General features: G+C 54.2%; 16 protein-coding genes. 9 read left to right on the forward strand and 7 right to left on the reverse strand.

What is annotated here, in order from left to right; genetic code table 11:
- The first annotated feature begins 10 nt into the window (after positions 1 to 10).
- Together oadA and RG807_RS06960 are read left to right on the forward strand one after the other, a co-directional pair.
- Positions 11 to 1,798: a sodium-extruding oxaloacetate decarboxylase subunit alpha gene (oadA, locus tag RG807_RS06955; protein WP_309044257.1), complete on the forward strand. Its 1,788-nt coding sequence runs from the start codon at positions 11 to 13 to the stop codon at positions 1,796 to 1,798.
- Positions 1,799 to 1,812: 14 nt separating this feature from the next.
- The gene (locus RG807_RS06960; protein WP_309044258.1) at positions 1,813 to 3,147 is read left to right on the forward strand and encodes a sodium ion-translocating decarboxylase subunit beta; all 1,335 of its coding nucleotides are present in this window, start codon (positions 1,813 to 1,815) and stop codon (positions 3,145 to 3,147) included.
- A 67-nt stretch (positions 3,148 to 3,214) separates the two neighbouring features.
- On the opposite strand, the gene RG807_RS06965 is transcribed toward RG807_RS06960, so the two are convergent.
- The 4 genes from RG807_RS06965 to imuA all read right to left on the reverse strand — a co-directional run bounded on the left by RG807_RS06965 (position 3,215) and on the right by imuA (position 10,767).
- Positions 3,215 to 5,341 carry a methyl-accepting chemotaxis protein gene (locus RG807_RS06965; RefSeq protein ID WP_309044259.1) on the reverse strand — a complete coding sequence of 709 codons (2,127 nt, stop codon included), beginning with the start codon at positions 5,339 to 5,341 and terminating at the stop codon, positions 3,215 to 3,217.
- Positions 5,342 to 5,531: 190 nt separating this feature from the next.
- Positions 5,532 to 8,654, reverse strand: coding sequence for an error-prone DNA polymerase (locus RG807_RS06970; RefSeq protein WP_309044260.1), 3,123 nt, complete (start codon positions 8,652 to 8,654; stop codon positions 5,532 to 5,534).
- Positions 8,654 to 10,072 carry a Y-family DNA polymerase gene (locus tag RG807_RS06975; RefSeq protein WP_309044261.1) on the reverse strand — a complete coding sequence of 473 codons (1,419 nt, stop codon included), beginning with the start codon at positions 10,070 to 10,072 and terminating at the stop codon, positions 8,654 to 8,656. The genes RG807_RS06970 and RG807_RS06975 overlap by 1 nt, the downstream gene beginning before the upstream one ends.
- A 5-nt stretch (positions 10,073 to 10,077) precedes the next feature.
- On the reverse strand, positions 10,078 to 10,767 hold the full coding sequence (gene imuA, locus RG807_RS06980) for a translesion DNA synthesis-associated protein ImuA (protein ID WP_309044262.1): 690 nt from the start codon (positions 10,765 to 10,767) through the stop codon (positions 10,078 to 10,080).
- Between the two features lie 144 nt (positions 10,768 to 10,911).
- Between imuA and RG807_RS06985 the strand changes: the two genes are divergently transcribed.
- Entirely contained in the window at positions 10,912 to 11,250 is a 339-nt protein-coding gene (locus tag RG807_RS06985; RefSeq protein ID WP_309044263.1) for a 4a-hydroxytetrahydrobiopterin dehydratase, read from the forward strand.
- Here RG807_RS06985 and RG807_RS06990 read toward each other — a convergent pair.
- Positions 11,241 to 11,414 (reverse strand): DUF2897 family protein, encoded by a 174-nt coding sequence (locus RG807_RS06990; RefSeq protein ID WP_309044264.1) that lies wholly within the window; start codon positions 11,412 to 11,414, stop codon positions 11,241 to 11,243. The two genes, RG807_RS06985 and RG807_RS06990, sit on opposite strands and share 10 nt — an antisense overlap.
- A 139-nt stretch (positions 11,415 to 11,553) precedes the next feature.
- On the opposite strand from RG807_RS06990, the gene RG807_RS06995 reads away from it, so the two are divergent.
- Genes RG807_RS06995 through RG807_RS07005 form a run of 3 tightly spaced genes read left to right on the forward strand, consistent with a single transcriptional unit; the run spans position 11,554 to position 13,570 of the window.
- Entirely contained in the window at positions 11,554 to 11,856 is a 303-nt protein-coding gene (locus RG807_RS06995) for a monooxygenase (RefSeq protein ID WP_309044265.1), read from the forward strand.
- 58 nt (positions 11,857 to 11,914) lie between these two features.
- The gene (gene yghU / locus RG807_RS07000; RefSeq protein ID WP_309044266.1) at positions 11,915 to 12,802 is read left to right on the forward strand and encodes a glutathione-dependent disulfide-bond oxidoreductase; all 888 of its coding nucleotides are present in this window, start codon (positions 11,915 to 11,917) and stop codon (positions 12,800 to 12,802) included.
- Positions 12,803 to 12,844: 42 nt separating this feature from the next.
- A complete protein-coding gene (locus tag RG807_RS07005) occupies positions 12,845 to 13,570 on the forward strand; it encodes a ZIP family metal transporter (protein WP_309044267.1) in 726 nt (241 codons plus the stop codon).
- Between the two features lies 1 nt (position 13,571).
- On the opposite strand, the gene RG807_RS07010 is transcribed toward RG807_RS07005, so the two are convergent.
- Positions 13,572 to 13,820, reverse strand: a complete 249-nt coding sequence (locus RG807_RS07010) for a YkoF family thiamine/hydroxymethylpyrimidine-binding protein (RefSeq protein WP_298446826.1) — start codon at positions 13,818 to 13,820, stop codon at positions 13,572 to 13,574.
- A 51-nt stretch (positions 13,821 to 13,871) separates the two neighbouring features.
- Positions 13,872 to 15,650, reverse strand: coding sequence for a gamma-glutamyltransferase (gene ggt / locus RG807_RS07015; protein ID WP_309044268.1), 1,779 nt, complete (start codon positions 15,648 to 15,650; stop codon positions 13,872 to 13,874).
- A gap of 169 nt (positions 15,651 to 15,819) precedes the next feature.
- On the opposite strand from ggt, the gene purU reads away from it, so the two are divergent.
- The 3 genes from purU to serC all read left to right on the forward strand — a co-directional run bounded on the left by purU (position 15,820) and on the right by serC (position 20,585).
- Positions 15,820 to 16,674, forward strand: a complete 855-nt coding sequence (gene purU / locus RG807_RS07020; RefSeq protein ID WP_298446828.1) for a formyltetrahydrofolate deformylase — start codon at positions 15,820 to 15,822, stop codon at positions 16,672 to 16,674.
- A gap of 129 nt (positions 16,675 to 16,803) precedes the next feature.
- The gene (gene gyrA, locus RG807_RS07025) at positions 16,804 to 19,452 is read left to right on the forward strand and encodes a DNA gyrase subunit A (RefSeq protein WP_298446829.1); all 2,649 of its coding nucleotides are present in this window, start codon (positions 16,804 to 16,806) and stop codon (positions 19,450 to 19,452) included.
- 50 nt (positions 19,453 to 19,502) lie between these two features.
- Positions 19,503 to 20,585, forward strand: coding sequence for a 3-phosphoserine/phosphohydroxythreonine transaminase (serC, locus tag RG807_RS07030; protein ID WP_309044269.1), 1,083 nt, complete (start codon positions 19,503 to 19,505; stop codon positions 20,583 to 20,585).

Raw genomic sequence — 20,585 nt, forward strand, 5'->3', positions numbered from 1 at the left:
GGCTGACACGATGACTGATACAAAGAAACCGCTGGGGATTACGGACGTTATACTCCGCGACGCCCACCAGTCCCTGCTTGCCACCCGTATGCGGCTTGACGACATGCTGCCCATTGCCGAGAAACTCGACAAAGTCGGTTTCTGGTCTTTGGAATCCTGGGGTGGAGCTACCTTCGACTCCTGCATCCGTTACCTGGGCGAAGATCCTTGGGAGCGCATTCGCGAACTGAAAAAAGTAATGCCCAACACGCCTCAGCAGATGCTGCTTCGTGGCCAGAACCTTCTGGGTTATCGGCATTATGCGGATGACGTGGTAGAGCGGTTTGTTGATCGTGCCGCAGAAAACGGCATTGATGTGTTCCGTATTTTCGATGCGATGAACGATCCCCGTAACCTGGCGACCGCCATCAAGGCCGTGAAGAAAACCGGCAAGCACGCACAAGGCACCATCTCTTATACCACCAGCCCGGTGCACACCATCGAGATGTGGGTAGAGTTGGCGAAAGAAGTTGCCGACATGGGCGCAGATTCCATTGCGATCAAGGACATGGCCGGTATTCTCAAGCCCTACGTGGCTTTTGATCTGGTCAGCCGCCTGAAGAAAGAACTCGATATCCCAATTCACATGCAGTGCCACGCGACCACTGGCATGTCTACCGCCACAGCCATCAAGGCAGCGGAAGCCGGAATCGATAACGTGGATACGGCCATCTCGTCAATGAGTATGACCTACGGCCACTCGCCCACTGAGGCGGTTGTCGCCATTCTTGAAGGCACCGAGCGTGACACTGGTCTGGACCTTGTGTTGCTGGAAGAAATTGCCAGTTACTTCCGCGAAGTTCGCAAGAAGTACTCAAAGTTTGAAGGCAGCCTCCGTGGTACCGATTCGCGCATCCTGATTGCTCAGGTACCGGGTGGTATGTTGACCAACATGGAAGGCCAGCTCAAAGAGCAGAATGCTGCGCATCGATTTGACGAAGTACTGGCTGAAATCCCCAAGGTTCGTGAAGACTTGGGCTTCATCCCGCTGGTAACTCCGACATCTCAGATTGTTGGTACTCAGGCTGTACTTAACGTTCTGACGGGCGAGCGTTATAAGTCTATCTCCAAGGAAACCGCGGCCATCCTGAAGGGCGAGTACGGCTCCGCGCCTGCGCCTTTCAACAAAGAACTGCAGGAAAGGGTTCTGGAAGGTAAAGAAGCTATTACCTGTCGCCCGGCTGACAATATTGAGCCGGAAATGGACAAGCTGACCGACGAGCTGAAAAAGCTGGCAGACGAGAAAGGCATCAAGCTGGCGGACAACACCGTTGATGATGTTCTGACCTATGCTCTGTTCCCGCAGATTGGTCTCAAGTTCCTTGAAAACCGCAACAATCCGGATGCCTTTGAGCCAGTGCCTACGGCTGAAGACGCGCTTCCGGCCAAGAAGGCCAGCGGCCCTGAAACTTATACTGTTGATGTTAACGGTAAGAAGTTCGTGGTTGCAGTGTCTGAAGGCGGCGAAATCTCCCAGATTCAGGGCGAGGGTGGTGCTGCATCTGCGCCAGCTGCGTCTGCCGCGCCAGCCCCGGCTGCCGGTGAAGGCGAGCCTGTTATCGCACCTCTGGGTGGCAACATCTTCAAGGTACTGGTGTCACCAGGCGAAGCCGTTGAAGAAGGCGATGTGCTGATTATTCTCGAGGCCATGAAAATGGAAACCGAGATTCGTGCACCAAAGGCCGGCACTGTCGGCGAAGTCTTCATCAAGGTCGGTGATGCCGTCTCCCCTGATGATGAAATGCTGACAATCGCATAAAGGGCCAGCATTCCATGGATAAGTTAATGACGTTATGGACAGGTAGTGGCCTGTTCAATATAGAGCTTGGCCAGGTGATCATGATTGCCGTTGGTCTGCTTCTTCTGTTCCTTGCGATTCGCAAAGGGTTTGAGCCATTGCTGCTGGTGCCTATCGGCTTTGGTGGCATTCTGGCGAATATTCCGGAGGCAGGGCTTGCCCTGACTGCGGCAGAAAATGCTATCCATCTTGCCATGAGTGGCGGGAAAGGGGAGTTGCTGGCTGCGCTTGCTGCGCCTCTGGATGTGGCTTATCAGGCTGGGCAAGCAATTACGCCCGAGCTGAAAGAAGCCTTCAAGGTGGCCGTAAAAGAAGCTAGCTATTCCGAAATGGCAGCAGCTAACACGGTCGCTCAGGATGCCGGTTATGGTAATGGCATGCTGTATAACTTCTATTCTGTGGTTATCGGCAGCACCATCGGGCCCCTGGTGATTTTCATGGGTGTTGGTGCAATGACGGATTTCGGTCCGTTGCTGGCCAACCCGAAAACCATGCTGCTGGGTGCTGCTGCCCAGTTCGGTATCTTCGGAACAGTTTTGGGTGCAGCACTGCTGGATTGGCTTGGCATTCTGGAGTTCACGATTCTGGAAGCCGCTGCTATCGGTATCATTGGTGGTGCTGATGGCCCGACGTCCATCTACGTTTCCAGTGTTCTGGCTCCGCATCTGTTGGGTGCAATTGCGGTATCCGCATACGCCTACATGGCTATGGTGCCGATGATTCAGCCGCCGATCATGAAAGCGCTGACTACAGAGAAAGAGCGGGCTATCAAGATGTCCCAGCTACGCCCTGTCAGCAAGCGTGAAAAGATCGTTTTCCCGCTGGTTGTTCTGATCGCTGTGGTTCTATTCCTGCCAGATGCTGCGCCCCTGCTGGGTATGTTCTGCTTTGGTAACCTGATGCGTGAGTGTGGTGTGGTGGAGCGTTTGAGCGACACTGCCCAGAATGCTCTGATCAACATCACTACGATTTTCCTGGGTTTGTCTGTTGGTTCCAAGCTGATGGCGGACAAGTTCCTGGATGGCCAGACTCTGGGTATTCTGGGGCTGGGTATCGTAGCGTTTGGCGTGGGCACAGCGTGTGGTGTTCTCATGGCCAAGCTGATGAACAAGTTCAGTAAGGATCCGATCAACCCGTTGATTGGTTCTGCCGGTGTATCTGCGGTGCCGATGGCAGCGCGGGTTTCTAACAAGGTTGGTCTTGAGGCGAATCCGCAGAACTTCCTGCTGATGCACGCTATGGGGCCGAACGTTGCTGGTGTTATCGGCTCGGCTGTTGCTGCGGGTGTGATGATCAAGCTACTTAGCTGATTGTTGCCCTTGTAGTTCTGAAAACCCCGCCTTGCGTTAGCTCGGTGGGGTTTTCTGCTTTTCAGGCTCAGGTTTTCAATCGGCCTAGCTCGGTATCCAGTATTTCAACCTCTTTATCGAGTGATTCACCGCTACCACGCACCCGCTGGGCAAGCTCGCGCAGATCACTTGCGGCATCACCAATAGCGGTCAGATTTCGGTTTATTTCTTCACTAACAGAGCTTTGCTCTTCTGCAGCTGTGGCTACCTGAGTGACGTGTTCAACAATGGTGCCTATGCGCGTTACCACAGATGCTAGCGAGTGATCGGCTTCACGGGTGCCTTCAACGGCCATGGTTGCCCGCTCAACACCGGTATTGATGACCGCTACGGTTTGGTGCACTTCTTGCTGCAGGCCATCGATCATTTGACTGATTTCATCGGTTGATTGCCGCGTACGCGATGCCAGTGTGCGCACCTCATCGGCTACCACCGCAAACCCGCGGCCCTGCTCTCCTGCTCGGGCGGCTTCAATAGCGGCGTTCAGTGCCAGCAGGTTGGTTTGCTCGGCAATGCCTCGAATGACCTCCAGAATGCGGTTGATCTCTTCACTGCGACTGGCGACATGGCCAATCGCTTTGCTAGCCTCGCCCATATCATCGGCTAAAGCACTTACACCCTCAACAGCAGAACCCAGGGTTTCCTGTGTAAAACGAATACCATTCTGTGCCTGGCGAGCATTCTCGGCAGACTCACTGGCAAAGCCAGCCACTTCACCAGCGGCCGCTGACATTTCATTCATTGCCGTGACTACGCTGTCTACCTCATGGTGCTGCCGTGTTGTGTTTTCCTCAGTATCCCGGGCAATGGTGCCGACATCCGTGGCTTGCTCATGTACGCGAACGTTCACCGCTTTCAGGTCGTCAATCATCTCGCGCAGGCGTGCCAGGAACGTATTGAAACCACCGGCAAGTTCAATCAGTTCGGAATGGGTATCAATATCCAGCTCTCGGGTCAGATCGCCTTCAGCGTTGCTGAGGCTGTTCATTCGGTCGCGAATTTCATCCAGCGGCCGAATGACAGAACGAACCATCACGATCAGCATTAATACCGAAAAAACGGATACAACAATGCCCACCAGCAACTGACGTTGTGCCGTTGCTGAAACCTCATTTGAAAGCAGCGTGGTTATTTCATCAAGCTGCGCAAGTGCCGCAGCACGGGGAAGTTCAATCAGCAGCGACCATTCCCGGCCGGCGTCTGCTATCCGAACCGGGTAGGATACCGCGAGCGTCTCACCGTCATCATAGCGGCCACCATCGCGATGCAGTGCTGCCATTTCGCTGGCCCGCTCGGGCATGGCCTCTGCCAGCGGCCGCGCCAAGGCGTCACCGTAGTGGCTGCTCGCTACGATCAAGCCTTTCTCGCTCAGTAAAGTGACACGTGATTGCCCGTTATAGAGCTGCCCGCTGACTGATTTAACAGTGTCTTGCAGGGTATCAAGGTTGATATCGACACCGACAACGCCCGCAAAGTTACGGTCGGCCATGATCGGCACTACGAGCGTAGTCACCAGCTTGCTGTAGCCGTCTTCAATCTCATAGTTGTACGGTTCCATGATGCAGGAACCTTTGGTTTCCATCGGGCAGAAATACCACTCGGCCTCGCGGGCACCAAATTCGTTCAGTGTGTCATCGTATTTTTCTTCGGGATCATCCACTTGCTCAAACTGGACATCACCATTACGGTCACGGAAATAATAAATCTCCAGTGTGCCGGTGGGAGTGCTGTGTTCTTCAACGTTCCCGGTGAAGTATCGGTCCTGGCCATCGTAAGCATTGGGTTCAAATTGGGCGTAAATAGTACTGAGGTTTTGCTCTGGGATCAGCACTGCACGGACAGCGTCTGATAGGGCGCTACGGCTGATCCGCGCAGAATTATCGGCCGCTATGTTTTCTTGAATAATGTTGCGTACGATACCCGGAACTTTGAATGCAGCGTTGAACTCACCGCTTACTTGCTCGCCATACTCGCCTGCCGTTGCAAGCAAACGATCCATGACAATACCCTGCACCAGTGTGCCGGTGTCCTCAGCCAGGCGATCTTCCATCTGGCTAAGCGACAATTGCGCTGTCACCATCATGCTGACGCCCATTACGAGCAACAAGCTGATAACCAGTGCGTATAGCTTGATCTTAAGCGGTAGCTTTTTCATACCTCAAATAACCTTCTTGGCTTTAATCATCAATCGGTGTTGTGCGGGGTGTTACATTTGGTTGCAGTATATATGGTGTTATCGGCGGGCAAGTTGATCACTTGACGTGATAAACGTAACGGAACGTTAGCAAAAGCCGCTTTGGCTCTATGAGCTTAGGAGGTGTCGCCCAGGGAGTTCGGGAGAATACTTAATGAAAATCTCGCGAGCTAATCGGAAGTGACTGAATCAGATGACTCAGGTCTGAGAGCTTCCCCGCCATAACGTGAACAATCTCTCCCTCTCTTTCCAGAATGCCTTTTACGTGCAACAACCGGGCAGTGAGTAACGGCTTGCGTTGGCGGCGGGCGGTTTCCAGCCAGACGACTACGTTAACGTTGCCGGTTTCGTCTTCCAGGGTTACGAAGGTAACGCCGGAGGCGGAGCCGGGGCGCTGGCGGCCGGTTACCAGGCCGGCTACCTGTACGGGGATGCCGGCTTTGGTGGTTTTTAGTTGTTCAGCGCTGAGGCAGAACTGTAGGTGGCCTTGTTCCCGGAGCAAGGCCAGTGGGTGGCGTTGGAGGGTTAGGCCCTGACTGGCGTAGTCGGCGAGGACGTTCTGGCCTTCGGTGGGTTCCGGCAATTGGTTGCAGGTTTCCAGCTCGTAGTGTTCGTCGTCTTCGGCGGCAGCGAAGAGCTCAGAGGGTTTTTCGTGGCCCAGCAGTTGCCAGTAGGCTTGATGTCGGTTAGCAGCGAACGCGGGCATGGCGTTGGCGCCGGCAAGGAGTTCCATGTCTCGTTGGTTGAGGCTTGCCAAGCGGCGTAGCTCTGTGGAAGACCGGTAGCCAGTTTCGGGGCGATTTTGATATAGGCGCTCGGCGGCACTGCTTGAGAATCCCTGGATGATTCTCAGGCCCAGGCGTAGTTGCAGGTCTGGGCCTTCCAGAGAGTGATTCCACTGGCTGTTGTTGATGTCGAGAGGTAGTGCCACTACGTTGTGGCGTTTGGCGTCCTGCAACAGTTGCGATGGGGAATAGAATCCCATGGGCTGACTGTTGAGCAAGGCGCAGTAGAATGCAGCAGGGTAGTGGCATTTTATCCATGCAGAAACGTAAACGAGCAAGGCGAAACTGGCTGAATGGGATTCCGGGAAGCCATAACCACCGAACCCGCAGATTTGCAGGTAGAGGCGTTCGGCAAAGTCGGCATCGTGGCCCCGTGAAAGCATACCGTTGATGAGCTTTTCCCGGAACGGCGTCATGTCGCCATGGGATTTCCAGGCAGCCATGGCGCGGCGGAGTTGGTCGGCTTCGCCGGCTGTGAATCCGGCGGCCACCATAGCCAGTTTGATGACTTGTTCCTGAAAAATGGGCACGCCTAAAGTGCGCTCCAGCACGCCACGGATGGCGTCGTTGGGGTAGTCCACCGGCTCCAGCCCATGCTTGCGGCGCAGGTATGGGTGCACCATGTCGCCTTGAATGGGACCAGGGCGGACGATGGCAACTTCAATCACCAGATCGTAATAGGTTTCAGGCTTCAGTCTGGGCAGCATGTTGATCTGGGCGCGGGATTCCACCTGGAATACGCCAATGCTGTCGCCTTTTTGCAGCATGTTGTAGGTGGCCCGGTCTTCCTGGGGAATGTCCTGCATGTAAAAGGGCCGGCCTTTCTGTTGGCTGATCAATTCCAGTGCTTTGCGGATGGCTGTGAGCATGCCCAGTGCGAGCACGTCAACTTTCATCAGGCCCAGGCTTTCCAGGTCGTCTTTGTCCCACTGGATAACGGTTCGGTCTGCCATGGCGGCATTTTCCACTGGCACCAGTTCGGACAGGGGGCCGGAGCTGATTACAAAGCCACCCACGTGCTGGGACAGGTGGCGGGGGAAGCCGAGCAGGGTGTTCACCAGAGCAAAGAACTGGTCTGCCACTTTCGGGTTGCGGGTCAGGCGCTTGTCGAGAATCTGTTGGCGCCAGTTGGTGGCTTTGTCGCGCCAGTCGATGCCTTCCAGTAGTTGTTCCACCAGTGCCGGATCAAACCCCAGAGCTTTGCCAACGTCGCGAATAGCGCTCTTTGGACGATAGCGGATAACTGTAGCTGCCAATGCCGCCCGCTCTCGGCTATAGCGTCGGTAGATGTACTGAATCACTTCTTCCCGGCGTTCGTGTTCAAAGTCCACGTCGATATCCGGCGGCTCGTTTCTGTCTTTGGAGATGAAGCGTTCAAACAGCAAATCCACCTGTGCCGGGTTTACTTCGGTAATGCCCAGGCAATAGCACACGGCGGAGTTTGCGGCGGAGCCACGGCCCTGGCATAGAATGTCGCGGCTGCGGGCGAAGGCTACTATGTCGTGAATGGTGAGGAAGTAGTGTTCATACTTCATCTCTGAAATCAGCCCCAGTTCTTTGCGGATCAGGGCCTGAACAGACAGTGGCGTGCCTGCCGGGTAGCGTCGTCGCTCACCTTCCTGAGTTAGGCGTTTCAGATAAACAGCCGGGGTTTCTCCCTTTGGCACCAGGTCTGGGGGATATTCGTAACGCAAGCTGCCGGGCTCAAAGGTGCACTGTTGAGCAATGCGTACAGATTCTTTCAGCCAGGCTTCCGGAAACAACCGTTGCAGGACCGGTAACGGGCGGAGGTAGCGTTCACCGTTCTGGAATAGACTGTGACCGGCGCTTTCCAGGCTGGTGTGGTTGCGCAGGGCAGTGAGGACATCTTGCAAAGGTTGGCGTTGCCGGTTGTGCATGTGAACTTCGCCAATGGCCGTAATCGGGCAGCGCAAGTGGTTACTAAGCCAGCGGGCTCTGGCCAGTTGCTGCTCTTCACCGGATTCCAGGGTGCGGGCGGCGGCAATCCAGAGGCGGTGTTCGAATAACCGGGTTAACCATTCGCCGCAGGCCAGAGCTTGATCCGCATTAGCTTCGATAGTTGAGGGCGGCAACCACAGGCACAGGCAGTCATCCAGAGCATGTGTTTCCACGTCGCTATGGAAAATCCGGTATTGCCCTTTTTCAGCCCGGCGCCGACCGATGGTTATAAACTGGCAGAGCTGCCCATAGCCTTTGCGAGTGCGCGCCAAAAGAATAAACCGAGACGTGCTGGCACCGGGTGGGCTGTCAGCCAGCTCAAACCAGCTCCCGGTAATCAATTTTACCGGGCTTTCTTTCAGTGCTGCCCAGGCGCGGGGGATGCCCGCAACCGAGCAGGCATCGGTGATGGCCAGTGCTGTATACCCAAGCTCTGCGGCGCGCTCTGCAAGTTCATGGGGGTGAGAGGCTCCAGTCAAAAAAGTGAAGTTACTGAAGCAGAAGAGTTCAGCGTAGGAAGATTCGCCCATCAGCCAAACCACCCGTGTATAAACCAGCCTTCCCGCATATCCCGGAATACCCAGGCCAGTTGTCCGCTGTTCAGTTGGGCTATGTAATAATCCCGGTGTACTCGCTGGCCGTCCCACCAACCCCCGCTGATCCGTTCCGGGCCGGTAAACCAGGCTTTGGGACTTTCTGTGAGCGGCTGAGGGCCTTGCAGGAGCCACAGAGGGCGGCGGGGCAGTTGGCATGCTGTTGTTATCGTTGCACGGTTTGATCGGCGCACATCTGAGGTACTCCAAGCCCGCTCGGGCCGGTGGTCATCCTTGGGCGCTAGCTGTTTCAGTGCGTTATCCCCAAGCCTTGCCTGCAGGCGGCTCATCAGGGTGTGCCAGGCTTCGTTCAAATCCTGGTTTTCGCCTAGCAAATCCTGTCCTCCGGGCACCTCCCGCCCAAGAAACCGCTTAACCGTCAGGCGCAATGACGCGACCGGAGCTTTAAGCGGCTGCTGTTCAAATCGCAGGCTGATGAGGCTCAAAAATGCCTCCGCGCGGTGTTCCGGGCCGGAAGTGCGAATGCGAAGGCACGTGGGTTCCCCGTGCCGATGCTGGAGCACTAACAATAAACAATCAGTATCCTGCTGGCGCCAACACAGATCATTTTCCAGTTCAGAGAGCATGCGGTGCAATGGAAAAAACAGCCCTTGTGAGTGCTCTATATCCTGTACAAAGTCTGCTTGTTGCCGGAAATGATGTGGCGGTTGCCAAGGGGCCTGAGGATCCGCTCTGGAGCCCTGGATTTTCTGGATAGTCGCCAAAGTTTCCGGGGATAGTCGCCGTGCCATTTCTGCCGGGGGTAAACCGAAGACTTCACCAAGAGTGCTCAAGCCGAGCCGTTTTAAGCGTGTGCTGGTGCGCGCATCAAACTCCGCAGCTTGCAGTGGCAGTCTGCCTAGAGTCTGGAGTATCTGGGCTGTGTCAGATGTGCATTCACCCATGCTATTGCGTGCAATAAGCCCTGCTGCCAAGGGTGTGTGGCCTATGCCCATCCAGGCTGTAAGCTGACGTTCGTGCAGTACTTCTTCTATTGTTCTCCAAGCTGCCGGAAGGCCACCGTACAATCGCTGCAGACTACCGATTTCAGCCAACAAACCGTTAGGCGGAACCAGCACAATATGAGCTGCATAGCGATACATCCAGAGAGCCTGGTCTTCCAGAATGCGGGCTTCTTGTGGTTGGTCTGCTCTTACTATCCCCAGATCCGGCACAAGGCTGACGGCCGTTTTTAGCCGCATGCCAGCTTTCACGCCCAGATCCCGGGCGGCAGGGCAGGCCTGTATTACCTTCTGTCCGGAACCCTCCACAATCACCAGCGCCGCGACGTTTTCACCGGAGCGGCGAATGTGATCCAGCAGCAGGTGAGGGAAGTGCAAATGCAGCCAAAGCATAGAAGTTACCGTGCTGCCTCAGGCCATGGGCCTTGAACCACGCGGGGCGCTTCATGGTGAGACAGGCTTGCCCGATGAGCTATGGCAAGCGAGCAGCGTTGGCCCGGCCAGCTGCCGCGGCGTTTTACCATATTCACTTTCAGGCCCTGCTGATGGTCAGGCTCCAGCTCAAGGCGCAAGGCAGCCGGGGAGTTTTGTTTCACGTAGTGGCGCTCACGAAAAAGCACGCAAACATTGCTTCCAGCTTCAGCCGCCAACTGCAAACGCCGGACTTCCCGAGCAGCCAGTTTGCCGGGCCAAGCGATAACCAGGCCGGTAACCGGGGAACGTAGACAGTTTTCCAGAGTCCAGAGAAAATCGTCTTTATCATCGGTGTGAATCATGATGACCTGATCCAGGTTGATGCATTCTCGCGCCAGTGCCGGAGCATAGGGTGTGTATGGCGGATTCAGCCAGAACACCGTTTTGCCATCTTGCGAGAGTCTCTGCATTAGTGGCACTAACAGGGTCAGCTCACCGATACCAGGCGCATCCATAAGGCACTCGCTCAAGGCGCCTCGGGGCCAACCAAGTCCACCAAGTTGATTGTCCAAGGCCTGATAACCGGTCGGTTCTGCCGGTTGAGTGGTTTTATTGTGCTTGTGCCCCTGCCAGACACGGGCATCCTGTATTAGCGTGTGAAGAAGCTCGCTCATAATGTATTCTCGGGACACTGTTTAAATATACAGTATTCCGAAGAGAGCCCGATTTCAAGACACCGGTTGATAAAATGAGTGACCGGGCCCATCTTGTACTATCTATAGCGGTAGAAAATTCGGATATCAGCTCGGAGGTTGTGCATGAGTGGACTGGCTGAACAGCTTTGTGAGGCGTGTAATGCGAACGCCCCCAAGGTAACCGATGAAGAGAAGCGCGCATTTCACAAAGACGTTCAGGAGTGGGACATTCTCAGTGTTGATGGCGAAGAACAATTACGCCGGGTATTTAAATTCAGGAATTTTGCTCAGGCCCTGGCGTTTACCAACACGGTAGGGGAGCGGGCTGAGGAAGAAAATCATCATCCGGCCATTTTGCTGGAATATGGGAAGGCGACCATAAGCTGGTGGACCCACTCAATCGGTGGGTTGCACAAGAATGATTTTATCATGGCAGCGAGAACAGACTCGGCTTACCACTGATCGTCTTTTTTTTCCTCGGCTTCAAGTTCTGCCTTGCGTTTGCGGACGTTTTCCAGCTTGTCTTTGGGGATGTTCATCTTGCTGGCTGAGTCCCGAAGCATGAATAAACTGCCCAGAATCAGACCCAAGGCGGCGAGTATAAAAATCCAGCCTATCATTGGCATACGTCAGGCTCCTTTTTAGTTGGAGTAGTGTTGTTGGAGTGGCTTTCTCCATAGTGGCATGTCCCGGCCGGGTTGGCGGCACATTCCACCCCCTATCAAGCATTATGGCAGTATCTGCCGAAAACAGGAGTGCTACCAGGTGGCAAAACTATTACAGATCGATTTTCCTTTCACGGGTCCGTTTGGTTCAGAAATGGCTGAGGCGCTAAGAGATCTCGCCGTTTCCATCACGGAAGAGCCCGGTTTTATCTGGAAAATCTGGACGGAAAATGAGTCTGAAAAAGATGCGGGCGGTATTTATCTTTTTAAAACGGAAGAGACTGCGCAAGCCTATCTTGAGAAACACACAGCAAGGCTCAAGGAGCTAGGTGTTGAAAAGGTTTACGCCAAGATCTTTGATGTAAACGAGGCATTATCCAAGATTACAGCAGGGCCGATTTGAAACTCTGGTATCCCCATAGATCCGTAGTAAACAAACAGCATTTAAGGAGTCCGATATAATGAGCGATCCCAGTTATGTTCCCCCTAAAGTCTGGAAGTGGGAATCTGCCAGCGGTGGTGCATTTGCAAATATTAACCGCCCTATTGCAGGCCCTACTCACGAGAAGGATCTGCCGATTGGCAAGCATCCTTTTCAGCTCTATTCACTGGCGACACCAAACGGTGTAAAAGTCACAATAATGCTGGAAGAGCTGCTGGAGCTGGGCATCAGCGAGGCGGAATACGATGCCTGGTTGGTTCGCATTAATGAAGGTGAGCAGTTCGGTAGCGGGTTTGTGGATGTGAATCCCAACTCCAAGATTCCCGCGTTGATGGATCACTCGCAGGACCCTGCTGTTCGTGTGTTTGAGTCTGGTTCCATACTGCTTTATCTGGCTGAGAAGTTTGATAAGTTTCTGCCGTCGGATATCACTGCTCGTACCGAGACACTTAACTGGCTGTTCTGGCAAATGGGCAGTGCCGCGTTTGTGGGTGGTGGTTTCGGACACTTCTATGCTTATGCGCCAGAGAAGTACGAATACCCTATTAACCGCTACACCATGGAAGTGAAGCGGCAGCTGGATGTGCTGGATCGCCAGTTGGCCAATAATCGCTATGTTGCGGGTGACGAATACACCATTGCCGATATGGCCATCTGGCCTTGGTATGGCGCACTGGTAACTAACGCTGTGTACGATGCCGCAGAGTTTCTTGAGGCACACACCTACACCAATGTGATGCGCTGGGCTCTGGAGCTTAAAAAACGGCCGGCCGTGCAGCGCGGGCGAATGGTCAACCGCGCCTGGGGTGAACCAGAAACCCAGTTGCACGAGCGCCATGACGCCAGTGACTTTGAGCACAAAACCCAGGACAAGATTGGTGAGAGTTCTGAAGGCTCTGAGGGCTGAGGGCTCTTAATTCCTGAAGCGTTAATTAAGCCAGGCAGTTTGATGATTTCTGACATTGCTTACATTGTTGGCTTAACGGCACTTGCCGGTATCTGTATTCCTCTTGGCGGATTACTGGCAAGCGTTGAGCGCATTGGTCCCAAGTGGCTGGAACAGGAGTTTCGGCACTTCCTGATCGCGCTGGGCGGGGGTATTCTGCTTGGCGCGGTAACCATTGTGTTAATCCCGGAGGGGCAGTCGAGCATTGGCGATTCCTTTTGGGCTATCCCCGCCATCATTGCCGGCGGCCTGCTGTTTTTCTGGATCGAACGGATGCTTGGGGTACATCACCGGGAATCGCCCCAGTTGATGGGTGTGATGCTGGACTTTGTGCCGGAAGCCGCCGCTCTGGGTGGGCTGATTATAGTGAACCCAGGCCTGGCACCCTTGATGGCTGTACTGATTGCCATGCAAAACCTGCCTGAAGGCTTTAATGCCTACCGGGAGTTTCTGGATAAGCCGGGCTACACACCGAAGAAAACTCTGGCTGTCATGTCCAGCCTGGCAATGGCCGGGCCGGCCGCAGGGCTTCTTGGGTACTTCTTCCTTTCTGAACAGCCCGTGGTTCTGGGAGCCATCATGCTGGTGGCGTCCGGTGGGATTCTATACCTGATCTTCCAGGATATAGCGCCCCAGTCCCGATTGGACAGGCACTGGGGGCCACCGCTTGGTGCGGTACTCGGATTTTGCCTGGCGTTGTTCAGCGATATGTTGGTCGCAGGGGGCTGAATTATTTCGGCCTCCGGTCTCCTTCCATAATTTTTGCCACGAAAACAGACTTTCCATACGTCTCAAATGACCACTTCATGGTATCGGAGAGTACTTTCATCACTTCATCGTACTCCCCAAAGATTTCTGTGCTCATGCGGCCGGCGACCACCTGCAGGCCGGTTTCTTCCAGCCGGGCAATCAGGTCCCAGATAGGCTGCTTGTAGTCGTCGGTAAGTGGGTAGCAGCTAAGTTGTACAGACAGAAACATAAAAGCCTCCGATGTTCATATTCACTAGTCGTTTGTTCGGTGCGCAAAGCGTCAGTAACCCATAGCGGAGGACGTGCTGCGCCTCGGGTCTGCACCGCCATACAGTGTGCCATCTTCTCCAATCATAATACTCTGAATGGCCCCCATGGCTGAGTTGGTGACCACCTTGTGGCCCCGGCTTTCCAACAGGCGTATCGTGTCCTTGCTGATACCTTGTTCAATGCGAATTTCATCCGGTAACCACTGGTGATGGATGCGTGGCGCGTTGACGGCGGTTTGTATATTCATGCCGTGGTCAATCACGTTCATGAGCACCTGCAGGGTTGTAGTGATAATGCGTGAACCGCCGGGGCTGCCGGTGACCAGAAAGTTGCGGTCGCCTTTGCGAACGATGGTGGGCGACATGGAGCTGAGCATGCGCTTACCAGGCTCCACTTTGTTCGCTGCGCCGCCAATCAGGCCGTAGGCATTGGGCACGCCTGGCTTGGCGCTGAAGTCGTCCATTTCATTATTAAGCAAAAAGCCGGCACCTTGCACGGTAATGCCTGAGCCATAGCTGAAGTTAATGGTGTAGGTGTTCGAAACCGCATTGCCCCACTTGTCGACAACCGAAAAATGCGTGGTTTCAGGGCTTTCGTAGCTGGTTGGCTGGCCGTAGCGAACGTCTTGGGCAGGGCGTGCCTTGTCTGGTTTGATGCCTTGCCTTAGTTCTTCCGCGTAAGCTTTGCTGGTCAGCCCTTTCAGTGGTACGTCTACGTAATCCGTATCGCCCAAATACTCTGAGCGGTCGGCATAGGCAAGCTTCATGGCTTCGGCCATGTAGTGAATGGTATCTGCTGAGTTGTGACCCAGATCCGGGATAGGAAAGCCTTCAAGAATGTTCAGTATCTGTACGATGTGAGCGCCGCCAGAAGAGGGCGGTGACATGGAAAAGATATCGTAGCCCCGATAATTCCCATGCACAGGGGTGCGTACAGCTGGCTGATAGTTTTCAAGATCCTGTCGGGTAATGAGGCCGCCGTGCCTTTCCATTTCTTCAACAATCAGCTTTGCAGTTTCACCTTCGTAAAAACCTTTAACGCCCTCGTCTGCAATGCGCTGCAGGGTGTCTGCCAGTTCCGGCTGGCGAAAACGCTCGCCGGCTTGCCAGGCAGAACCGTCTTCTTTGTAAAAGGTTGCCTGGGTTGCGGGCCAACGCTGAAGTCGCTCGCGCGCTTGCTCAAGGCCTTCGCTGAATCGCTTCGGAATAATAAAACCATCACGGGCAAGTTTGATGGCCGGGGCCAATGCCTGTTTCAAGGAGATAGTACCGTGGCGCTCCAGTGCCAAAGCAAAGCCAGCAACGGTGCCTGGGACGCCCGCGGCCAGATGGGTAAACCGGCTGCGATCCTTGACTACTTCTCCGGATTCATCCTGATACATGGTTTCAGTCGCGCCGGAGGGTGCTTTTTCCCGATAATCTATGGCTTCCGGTTCAGAGCCGTCGCCTTTGGAGATCAGCATAAAGCCGCCGCCGCCGATGTTCCCGGACCTTGGTTGGGTGACGGCAAGCGCGAATCCGGCGGTTACAGCGGCATCCACTGCATTGCCACCGTTTTTCAGCACTTCCAGAGCTACCTCTGTGGCCAGGGTATGACTGGTTGCCACCATGCCGTTAGTGGCGCTGGCGGGATAAAAGCGTTCACCCTCCAGAATGGCCTGGCTGAAAACCGGGGTTGCCAGAGTTGCAAGGTATACTGTGATGCTCGCCATCAGGGCGAGTGCGCGTAGCCTGCCTGAGGGTGCAGTGAGTTGGGCTTTTCGAATTTGCTGGTGCGGGCCTCTGTCCATGTCTCGATTCCTCGTTTCTGATGTTCAGATAGGCTATAATAGCCCGTCATTTTATAGGGTGCGTACCGACTAACCTTGGTTTCTATTCAGGTTCCTGTTCGGACTGCCGTTTCCGGCAAGAGTTTTCGACGCATCTGCTTTCCCGTTTGTCAGTTAAGGAAAGGCTTTCATGGAGCATACCTACCGTCTTGTGATTTCCTGCCCGGATGGGGTTGGAATTGTCGCCAAGGTGAGTAATTTTCTATCTACTTATAATGGTTGGATAACCGAAGCAAGCCACCACTCCGATACTCATAGTGGTTGGTTTTTCATGCGTCACGAGATCAAAGCTGAGTCTATCCCGTTTGGTCTTGAGCAATTCCGTGCTGCATTTGCGCCGATTGCCCGGGAATTCAATATGAATTGGCATATCGCCGATTCTGCCCAGCCAAAAAAAGTGGTCCTGATGTGCAGCAAGGAGTCCCACTGCGTGGCCGATCTCCTGTACCGCTGGCACAGCAACGAAATCAACGCTGATATTGTCGCGGTTATTTCCAATCACGATGACTTGCGCAGCATGGTGGAGTGGCACGGTATCCCATACCACCATATTCCGGTGAGCAAGGCCAACCGTGAAGAGGCGTTTGCCCAGATCGACGAGCTTTTCGAGGGCTATGAAGCCGATGTGGTGGTGCTTGCGCGCTATATGCAGATTTTGCCCGCCGAGCTTTGTGCCAAGTACTCAGGCAAAGTGATCAATATTCATCACAGCTTTCTGCCCTCCTTTGCCGGGGCGCGGCCCTACCACCAGGCGTACAGCCGTGGCGTGAAGCTGATCGGCGCTACCTGCCACTACGTGACTCAGGATCTTGATGAAGGGCCAATTATTGAGCAGGACGTTATCCGCATTAATCACAGTGACACCATCGAAGATATGGTGCGCCTGGGTAAAGATGTCGAGAAAAATGTGCTTGCAAGGGGGTTGCGCTCTCATATTGAGGATCGCGTGATCACCCACGAAAACAAGACAGTGGTATTTGATTAAGGCTGACGCACCACAGTTGCCCCCAGCAGGGTGCGACTGTGGTAGAGTTGGCGGTTTGATGAAGAATAATTATGGGGCCGGGAAGCGGCCCTGAAACGACTTCCAGATAACGCAAAGGAACCTTTCTCGATGGGTGAATTAGCCAAAGAGATCCTGCCGGTCAATATTGAAGACGAACTGAAGCAGTCTTACCTCGATTACGCCATGAGTGTAATCGTCGGGCGAGCGCTTCCTGACGTGCGGGATGGCCTCAAGCCGGTTCACCGTCGTGTTCTGTTCGCTATGTCCGAACTGAACAACGACTGGAACAAGGCCTACAAGAAGTCTGCCCGTGTGGTGGGTGATGTTATTGGTAAATACCACCCGCACGGTGACTCTGCTGTTTACGACACTATCGTTCGTATGGCCCAGCCTTTCTCTCTGCGATACCCGCTGGTAGATGGTCAGGGCAACTTTGGTTCTATCGACGGTGACAACGCGGCAGCCATGCGTTACACCGAAATCCGCATGAAGAAAATTGCACACTCGTTGCTGGCGGATCTCGAGAAAGAAACCGTAGATTTTGTCGATAACTACGATGGCACAGAGCGTATCCCTGAGGTTATGCCTACCCGGGTTCCTAACCTGTTGGTAAACGGCTCGTCCGGTATTGCCGTAGGTATGGCGACCAACATACCGCCCCACAACCTGACCGAAGTGGTTAGTGGCTGTTTGGCGTTGATTGATAATCCGGATCTCACCTGCGATGAACTGATGGAGTTCATACCAGGTCCGGATTTCCCGACAGAAGGCATCATTAACGGTCGTGCCGGCATTGTTGAAGCCTATCGTACCGGTCGTGGCCGCATTTATATTCGCGCCCGCCACGAAATCGAAACCGATAAGAAAACCAATCGCGACGCCATTATCATCACCGAGCTGCCGTATCAGCTGAACAAGGCTCGCCTGATCGAAAAGATCGCTGAGCTGGTGAAGGAAAAGCGTCTGGAAGGCATCACCGAGCTTCGGGATGAGTCCAACAAGGAAGGTATTCGGATCTTTATAGAGCTGCGCCGCGGTGAAAACCCGGAGGTTGTGGTCAACAACCTGTTCAAGCACACCCAGCTACAAACTGTATTCGGTATCAACATGGTTGCGCTGATCAACGGCGAACCAAGAATACTTAATCTTAAAGAGATGCTGGATGCGTTCGTGCGTCACCGCCGTGAAGTGGTGACCCGTCGTACCATCTTTGAGCTGCGTAAAGCCCGCGAGCGTGGCCATATTCTTGAAGGCCTGACCGTTGCACTGGCCAACATCGATGAGATGATCGAGCTGATCAAAGCTTCCCCAAGTTCTTTGGAAGCCAAAGAAAAGCTGATGGCTCAAGGCTGGGCGCCCGGTAATGTGATGGCAATGCTTGAGCGTGCTGGCGAAGATGCCTGCCGCCCGGACGATCTGCCAGAAATTTATGGCCTGCGCGATGGCCTGTACTTTATGTCTCCGGAACAGACCCAGGCTATCCTGGATATGCGTCTGCACCGTCTGACCGGTCTGGAAACTGAAAAGCTCCAGAACGAGTACAAGGAAATCCTGGAAAAAATTGCTGGCTTACTTGAGATTCTGGCTGACCCTGATCGTTTGATGCAGGTTATCCGTGAAGAGCTGGAAGCCGTAGTTGAAGAGTTTGGTGATGAGCGTCGTACGGAAATTACCAGCTCCCAGCGCGATCTTACGATTGCCGACCTGATTGATGAAGAAGAGCTGGTTGTCACCATTTCCCACAGCGGTTATGCGAAGACCCAGGCGGTAGAAGACTATCAGGCCCAGCGCCGTGGTGGCCGTGGTAAGGCCGCGACCTCCATGAAAGACGAAGACTTCGTTGAGAAGCTGCTGGTTGCCAACTCCCACGACACCATTCTGTGCTTCTCTAACCGGGGCAAGGTCTACTGGTTGCGTGTGTTTGAGATTCCCCGTGCCAGCCGTGCGTCCCGTGGTCGGCCGATGGTAAATATCCTGCCGCTGGATGAAGGTGAGCGTATCACCACATTCCTGCCGGTGCGTGATTACCCTGAAAACCAGTTCGTTCTGATGGCAACGTCTGCCGGTGTCGTCAAGAAAACGGCTCTGCCGAACTTCTCACGCCCGCGTAGCAGTGGTTTGATTGCTTTGTCTCTGGACGAAGGCGATACATTGATTGGTGCTGCGATTACTGAAGGTGATGCGGAAATCATGCTGTTCTCTACAGCAGGCAAAGCGGTTCGCTTTAATGAAGAAGCCGTTCGACCGTTGAGCAGAACAGCCCGCGGTGTGCGCGGTATCAGAATGCCGGAAGGCCACCAGGTGGTATCCCTGATCATTCCGCAGGAAGGCGGCGTCATTCTGACCGCCAGTGAGAATGGTTACGGTAAGCGCACCGCGCTTGAAGAGTTCCCGACCTACGGTCGTGGTAGTCAGGGCGTTATCGCCATGCAATGCTCCGATCGTAACGGCAACCTGGTCACAGCTCTGCAGCTGTTCGAGGGTGACGAGATGATGCTGATCTCCGATAAGGGCACGCTGGTTCGTACCCGCACGGATGAAGTATCGGTTCTTAGCCGGAACACTCAAGGTGTGCGTTTGATCAGATTGAGCCAGGAAGACGAGCGCCTGGTTGGTGTGGAGCGGATAGCGGAAACCGACGATGAAGACATCGAAGATGCAGATGTAGACGTTGAAGGTACAGATATCGAAGGCGAAGACGCTTCAACAAACGAAAGCGATACTAACAGTCCGGAACAGGATGCTGGCGAGGAATAAGCCGGCACTGCCGAACACCGAATCCGCAAGACGTGAGAGACCACAGGAACATGAGCAGGGCGTATAACTTTTGTGCAGGTCCGGCAACCTTGCCGGAAAGTGTGCTGGCACAGGCACGGGATGAAATGCTGGACTGGCGTGGCACAGGCATGTCCGTAATGGAGATGAGCCACCGTAGTGATGCGTTCGTTGAGATCGCCGAAACTGCTGAGCGAGACTTGCGTGAATTGGCCGGTGTATCAGATGATTACGCCGTACTTTTCATGCAAGGTGGAGCTTCAAGCCAGTTCTCCACAATTCCTCTGAACCTGCTTGGCGACAAAACGTCTGCGGATTATGTAAACACCGGAATCTGGTCGAAAAAGGCCATTGATGAAGCCAGGCGCTACGCCAATGTGAACGTAGTTGCGAGCTCGGAAGAGGGCGGCTTCGTCAGCATTCCAGATCAAACGTCATGGCAGACCAGTGCCGATGCTGCTTACCTGCATTACACGCCTAATGAAACCATCGGTGGTCTGGAATTCGATTTTGTTCCCGAAAGTGGCGACGTGCCACTGGTGGCAGATATGTCTTCTACCATGCTTTCGCGCCCTGTGGATGTCTCAAAATTCGGGATGATTTACGCAGGCGCCCAGAAGAATATTGGTCCTTCCGGTTTGGTTGTGGTCATCATCCGGAAAGACCTTCTGGGCAAAGCCCGCAAGGACACTCCGACCATGATGAACTATCAGGTAATTGCGGATAACGGCTCTATGTACAACACGCCCGCAACATACTCCTGGTACCTTGCCGGACTGGTTTTCAAGTGGTTGAAAGCTCAGGGTGGTGTAACTGCCATGGGCGAGACAAACCGCAGAAAAGCAGAAAAGCTGTACGGCTTTATTGATGCCAATACGTTTTACGCCAACCCTATTGATCCACGCTTCCGTTCCTGGATGAACATTCCCTTTACCCTTCAGGACGATGCCCTCAACGGTGCTTTCCTTAAAGGGGCCGATGCGCGGGGATTGTTGAACCTGGCAGGACACCGCTCAGTGGGAGGTATGCGTGCCAGCATCTATAACGCTATGCCTGAAGCTGGCGTGGATGCCTTGATCCAATACATGACTGAATTTGCAAAGGAGCGGGGCTGA

The sequence above is a fragment of the Marinobacter sediminicola genome, from assembly GCF_031157525.1.
GTDB classification, from domain to species: domain Bacteria; phylum Pseudomonadota; class Gammaproteobacteria; order Pseudomonadales; family Oleiphilaceae; genus Marinobacter; species Marinobacter sediminicola.

What these genes read in the sequence shown, in the direction of transcription:
- RG807_RS06985 (WP_309044263.1), top strand. Translation starts at nt 10,912, where the DNA reads ATGAGTGGACTGGCTGAACAGCTTTGTGAGGCGTGTAATGCGAACGCC.
- RG807_RS06960 (WP_309044258.1), top strand. Translation starts at nt 1,813, where the DNA reads ATGGATAAGTTAATGACGTTATGGACAGGTAGTGGCCTGTTCAATATA.
- RG807_RS07005 (WP_309044267.1), top strand. Translation starts at nt 12,845, where the DNA reads ATGATTTCTGACATTGCTTACATTGTTGGCTTAACGGCACTTGCCGGT.
- RG807_RS06970 (WP_309044260.1), bottom strand. Translation starts at nt 8,654, where the DNA reads ATGGGCGAATCTTCCTACGCTGAACTCTTCTGCTTCAGTAACTTCACT.
- imuA (WP_309044262.1), bottom strand. Translation starts at nt 10,767, where the DNA reads ATGAGCGAGCTTCTTCACACGCTAATACAGGATGCCCGTGTCTGGCAG.
- ggt (WP_309044268.1), bottom strand. Translation starts at nt 15,650, where the DNA reads ATGGACAGAGGCCCGCACCAGCAAATTCGAAAAGCCCAACTCACTGCA.
- yghU (WP_309044266.1), top strand. Translation starts at nt 11,915, where the DNA reads ATGAGCGATCCCAGTTATGTTCCCCCTAAAGTCTGGAAGTGGGAATCT.
- gyrA (WP_298446829.1), top strand. Translation starts at nt 16,804, where the DNA reads ATGGGTGAATTAGCCAAAGAGATCCTGCCGGTCAATATTGAAGACGAA.
- purU (WP_298446828.1), top strand. Translation starts at nt 15,820, where the DNA reads ATGGAGCATACCTACCGTCTTGTGATTTCCTGCCCGGATGGGGTTGGA.
- RG807_RS06990 (WP_309044264.1), bottom strand. Translation starts at nt 11,414, where the DNA reads ATGCCAATGATAGGCTGGATTTTTATACTCGCCGCCTTGGGTCTGATT.
- RG807_RS07010 (WP_298446826.1), bottom strand. Translation starts at nt 13,820, where the DNA reads ATGTTTCTGTCTGTACAACTTAGCTGCTACCCACTTACCGACGACTAC.
- oadA (WP_309044257.1), top strand. Translation starts at nt 11, where the DNA reads ATGACTGATACAAAGAAACCGCTGGGGATTACGGACGTTATACTCCGC.
- serC (WP_309044269.1), top strand. Translation starts at nt 19,503, where the DNA reads ATGAGCAGGGCGTATAACTTTTGTGCAGGTCCGGCAACCTTGCCGGAA.
- RG807_RS06965 (WP_309044259.1), bottom strand. Translation starts at nt 5,341, where the DNA reads ATGAAAAAGCTACCGCTTAAGATCAAGCTATACGCACTGGTTATCAGC.
- RG807_RS06975 (WP_309044261.1), bottom strand. Translation starts at nt 10,072, where the DNA reads ATGCTTTGGCTGCATTTGCACTTCCCTCACCTGCTGCTGGATCACATT.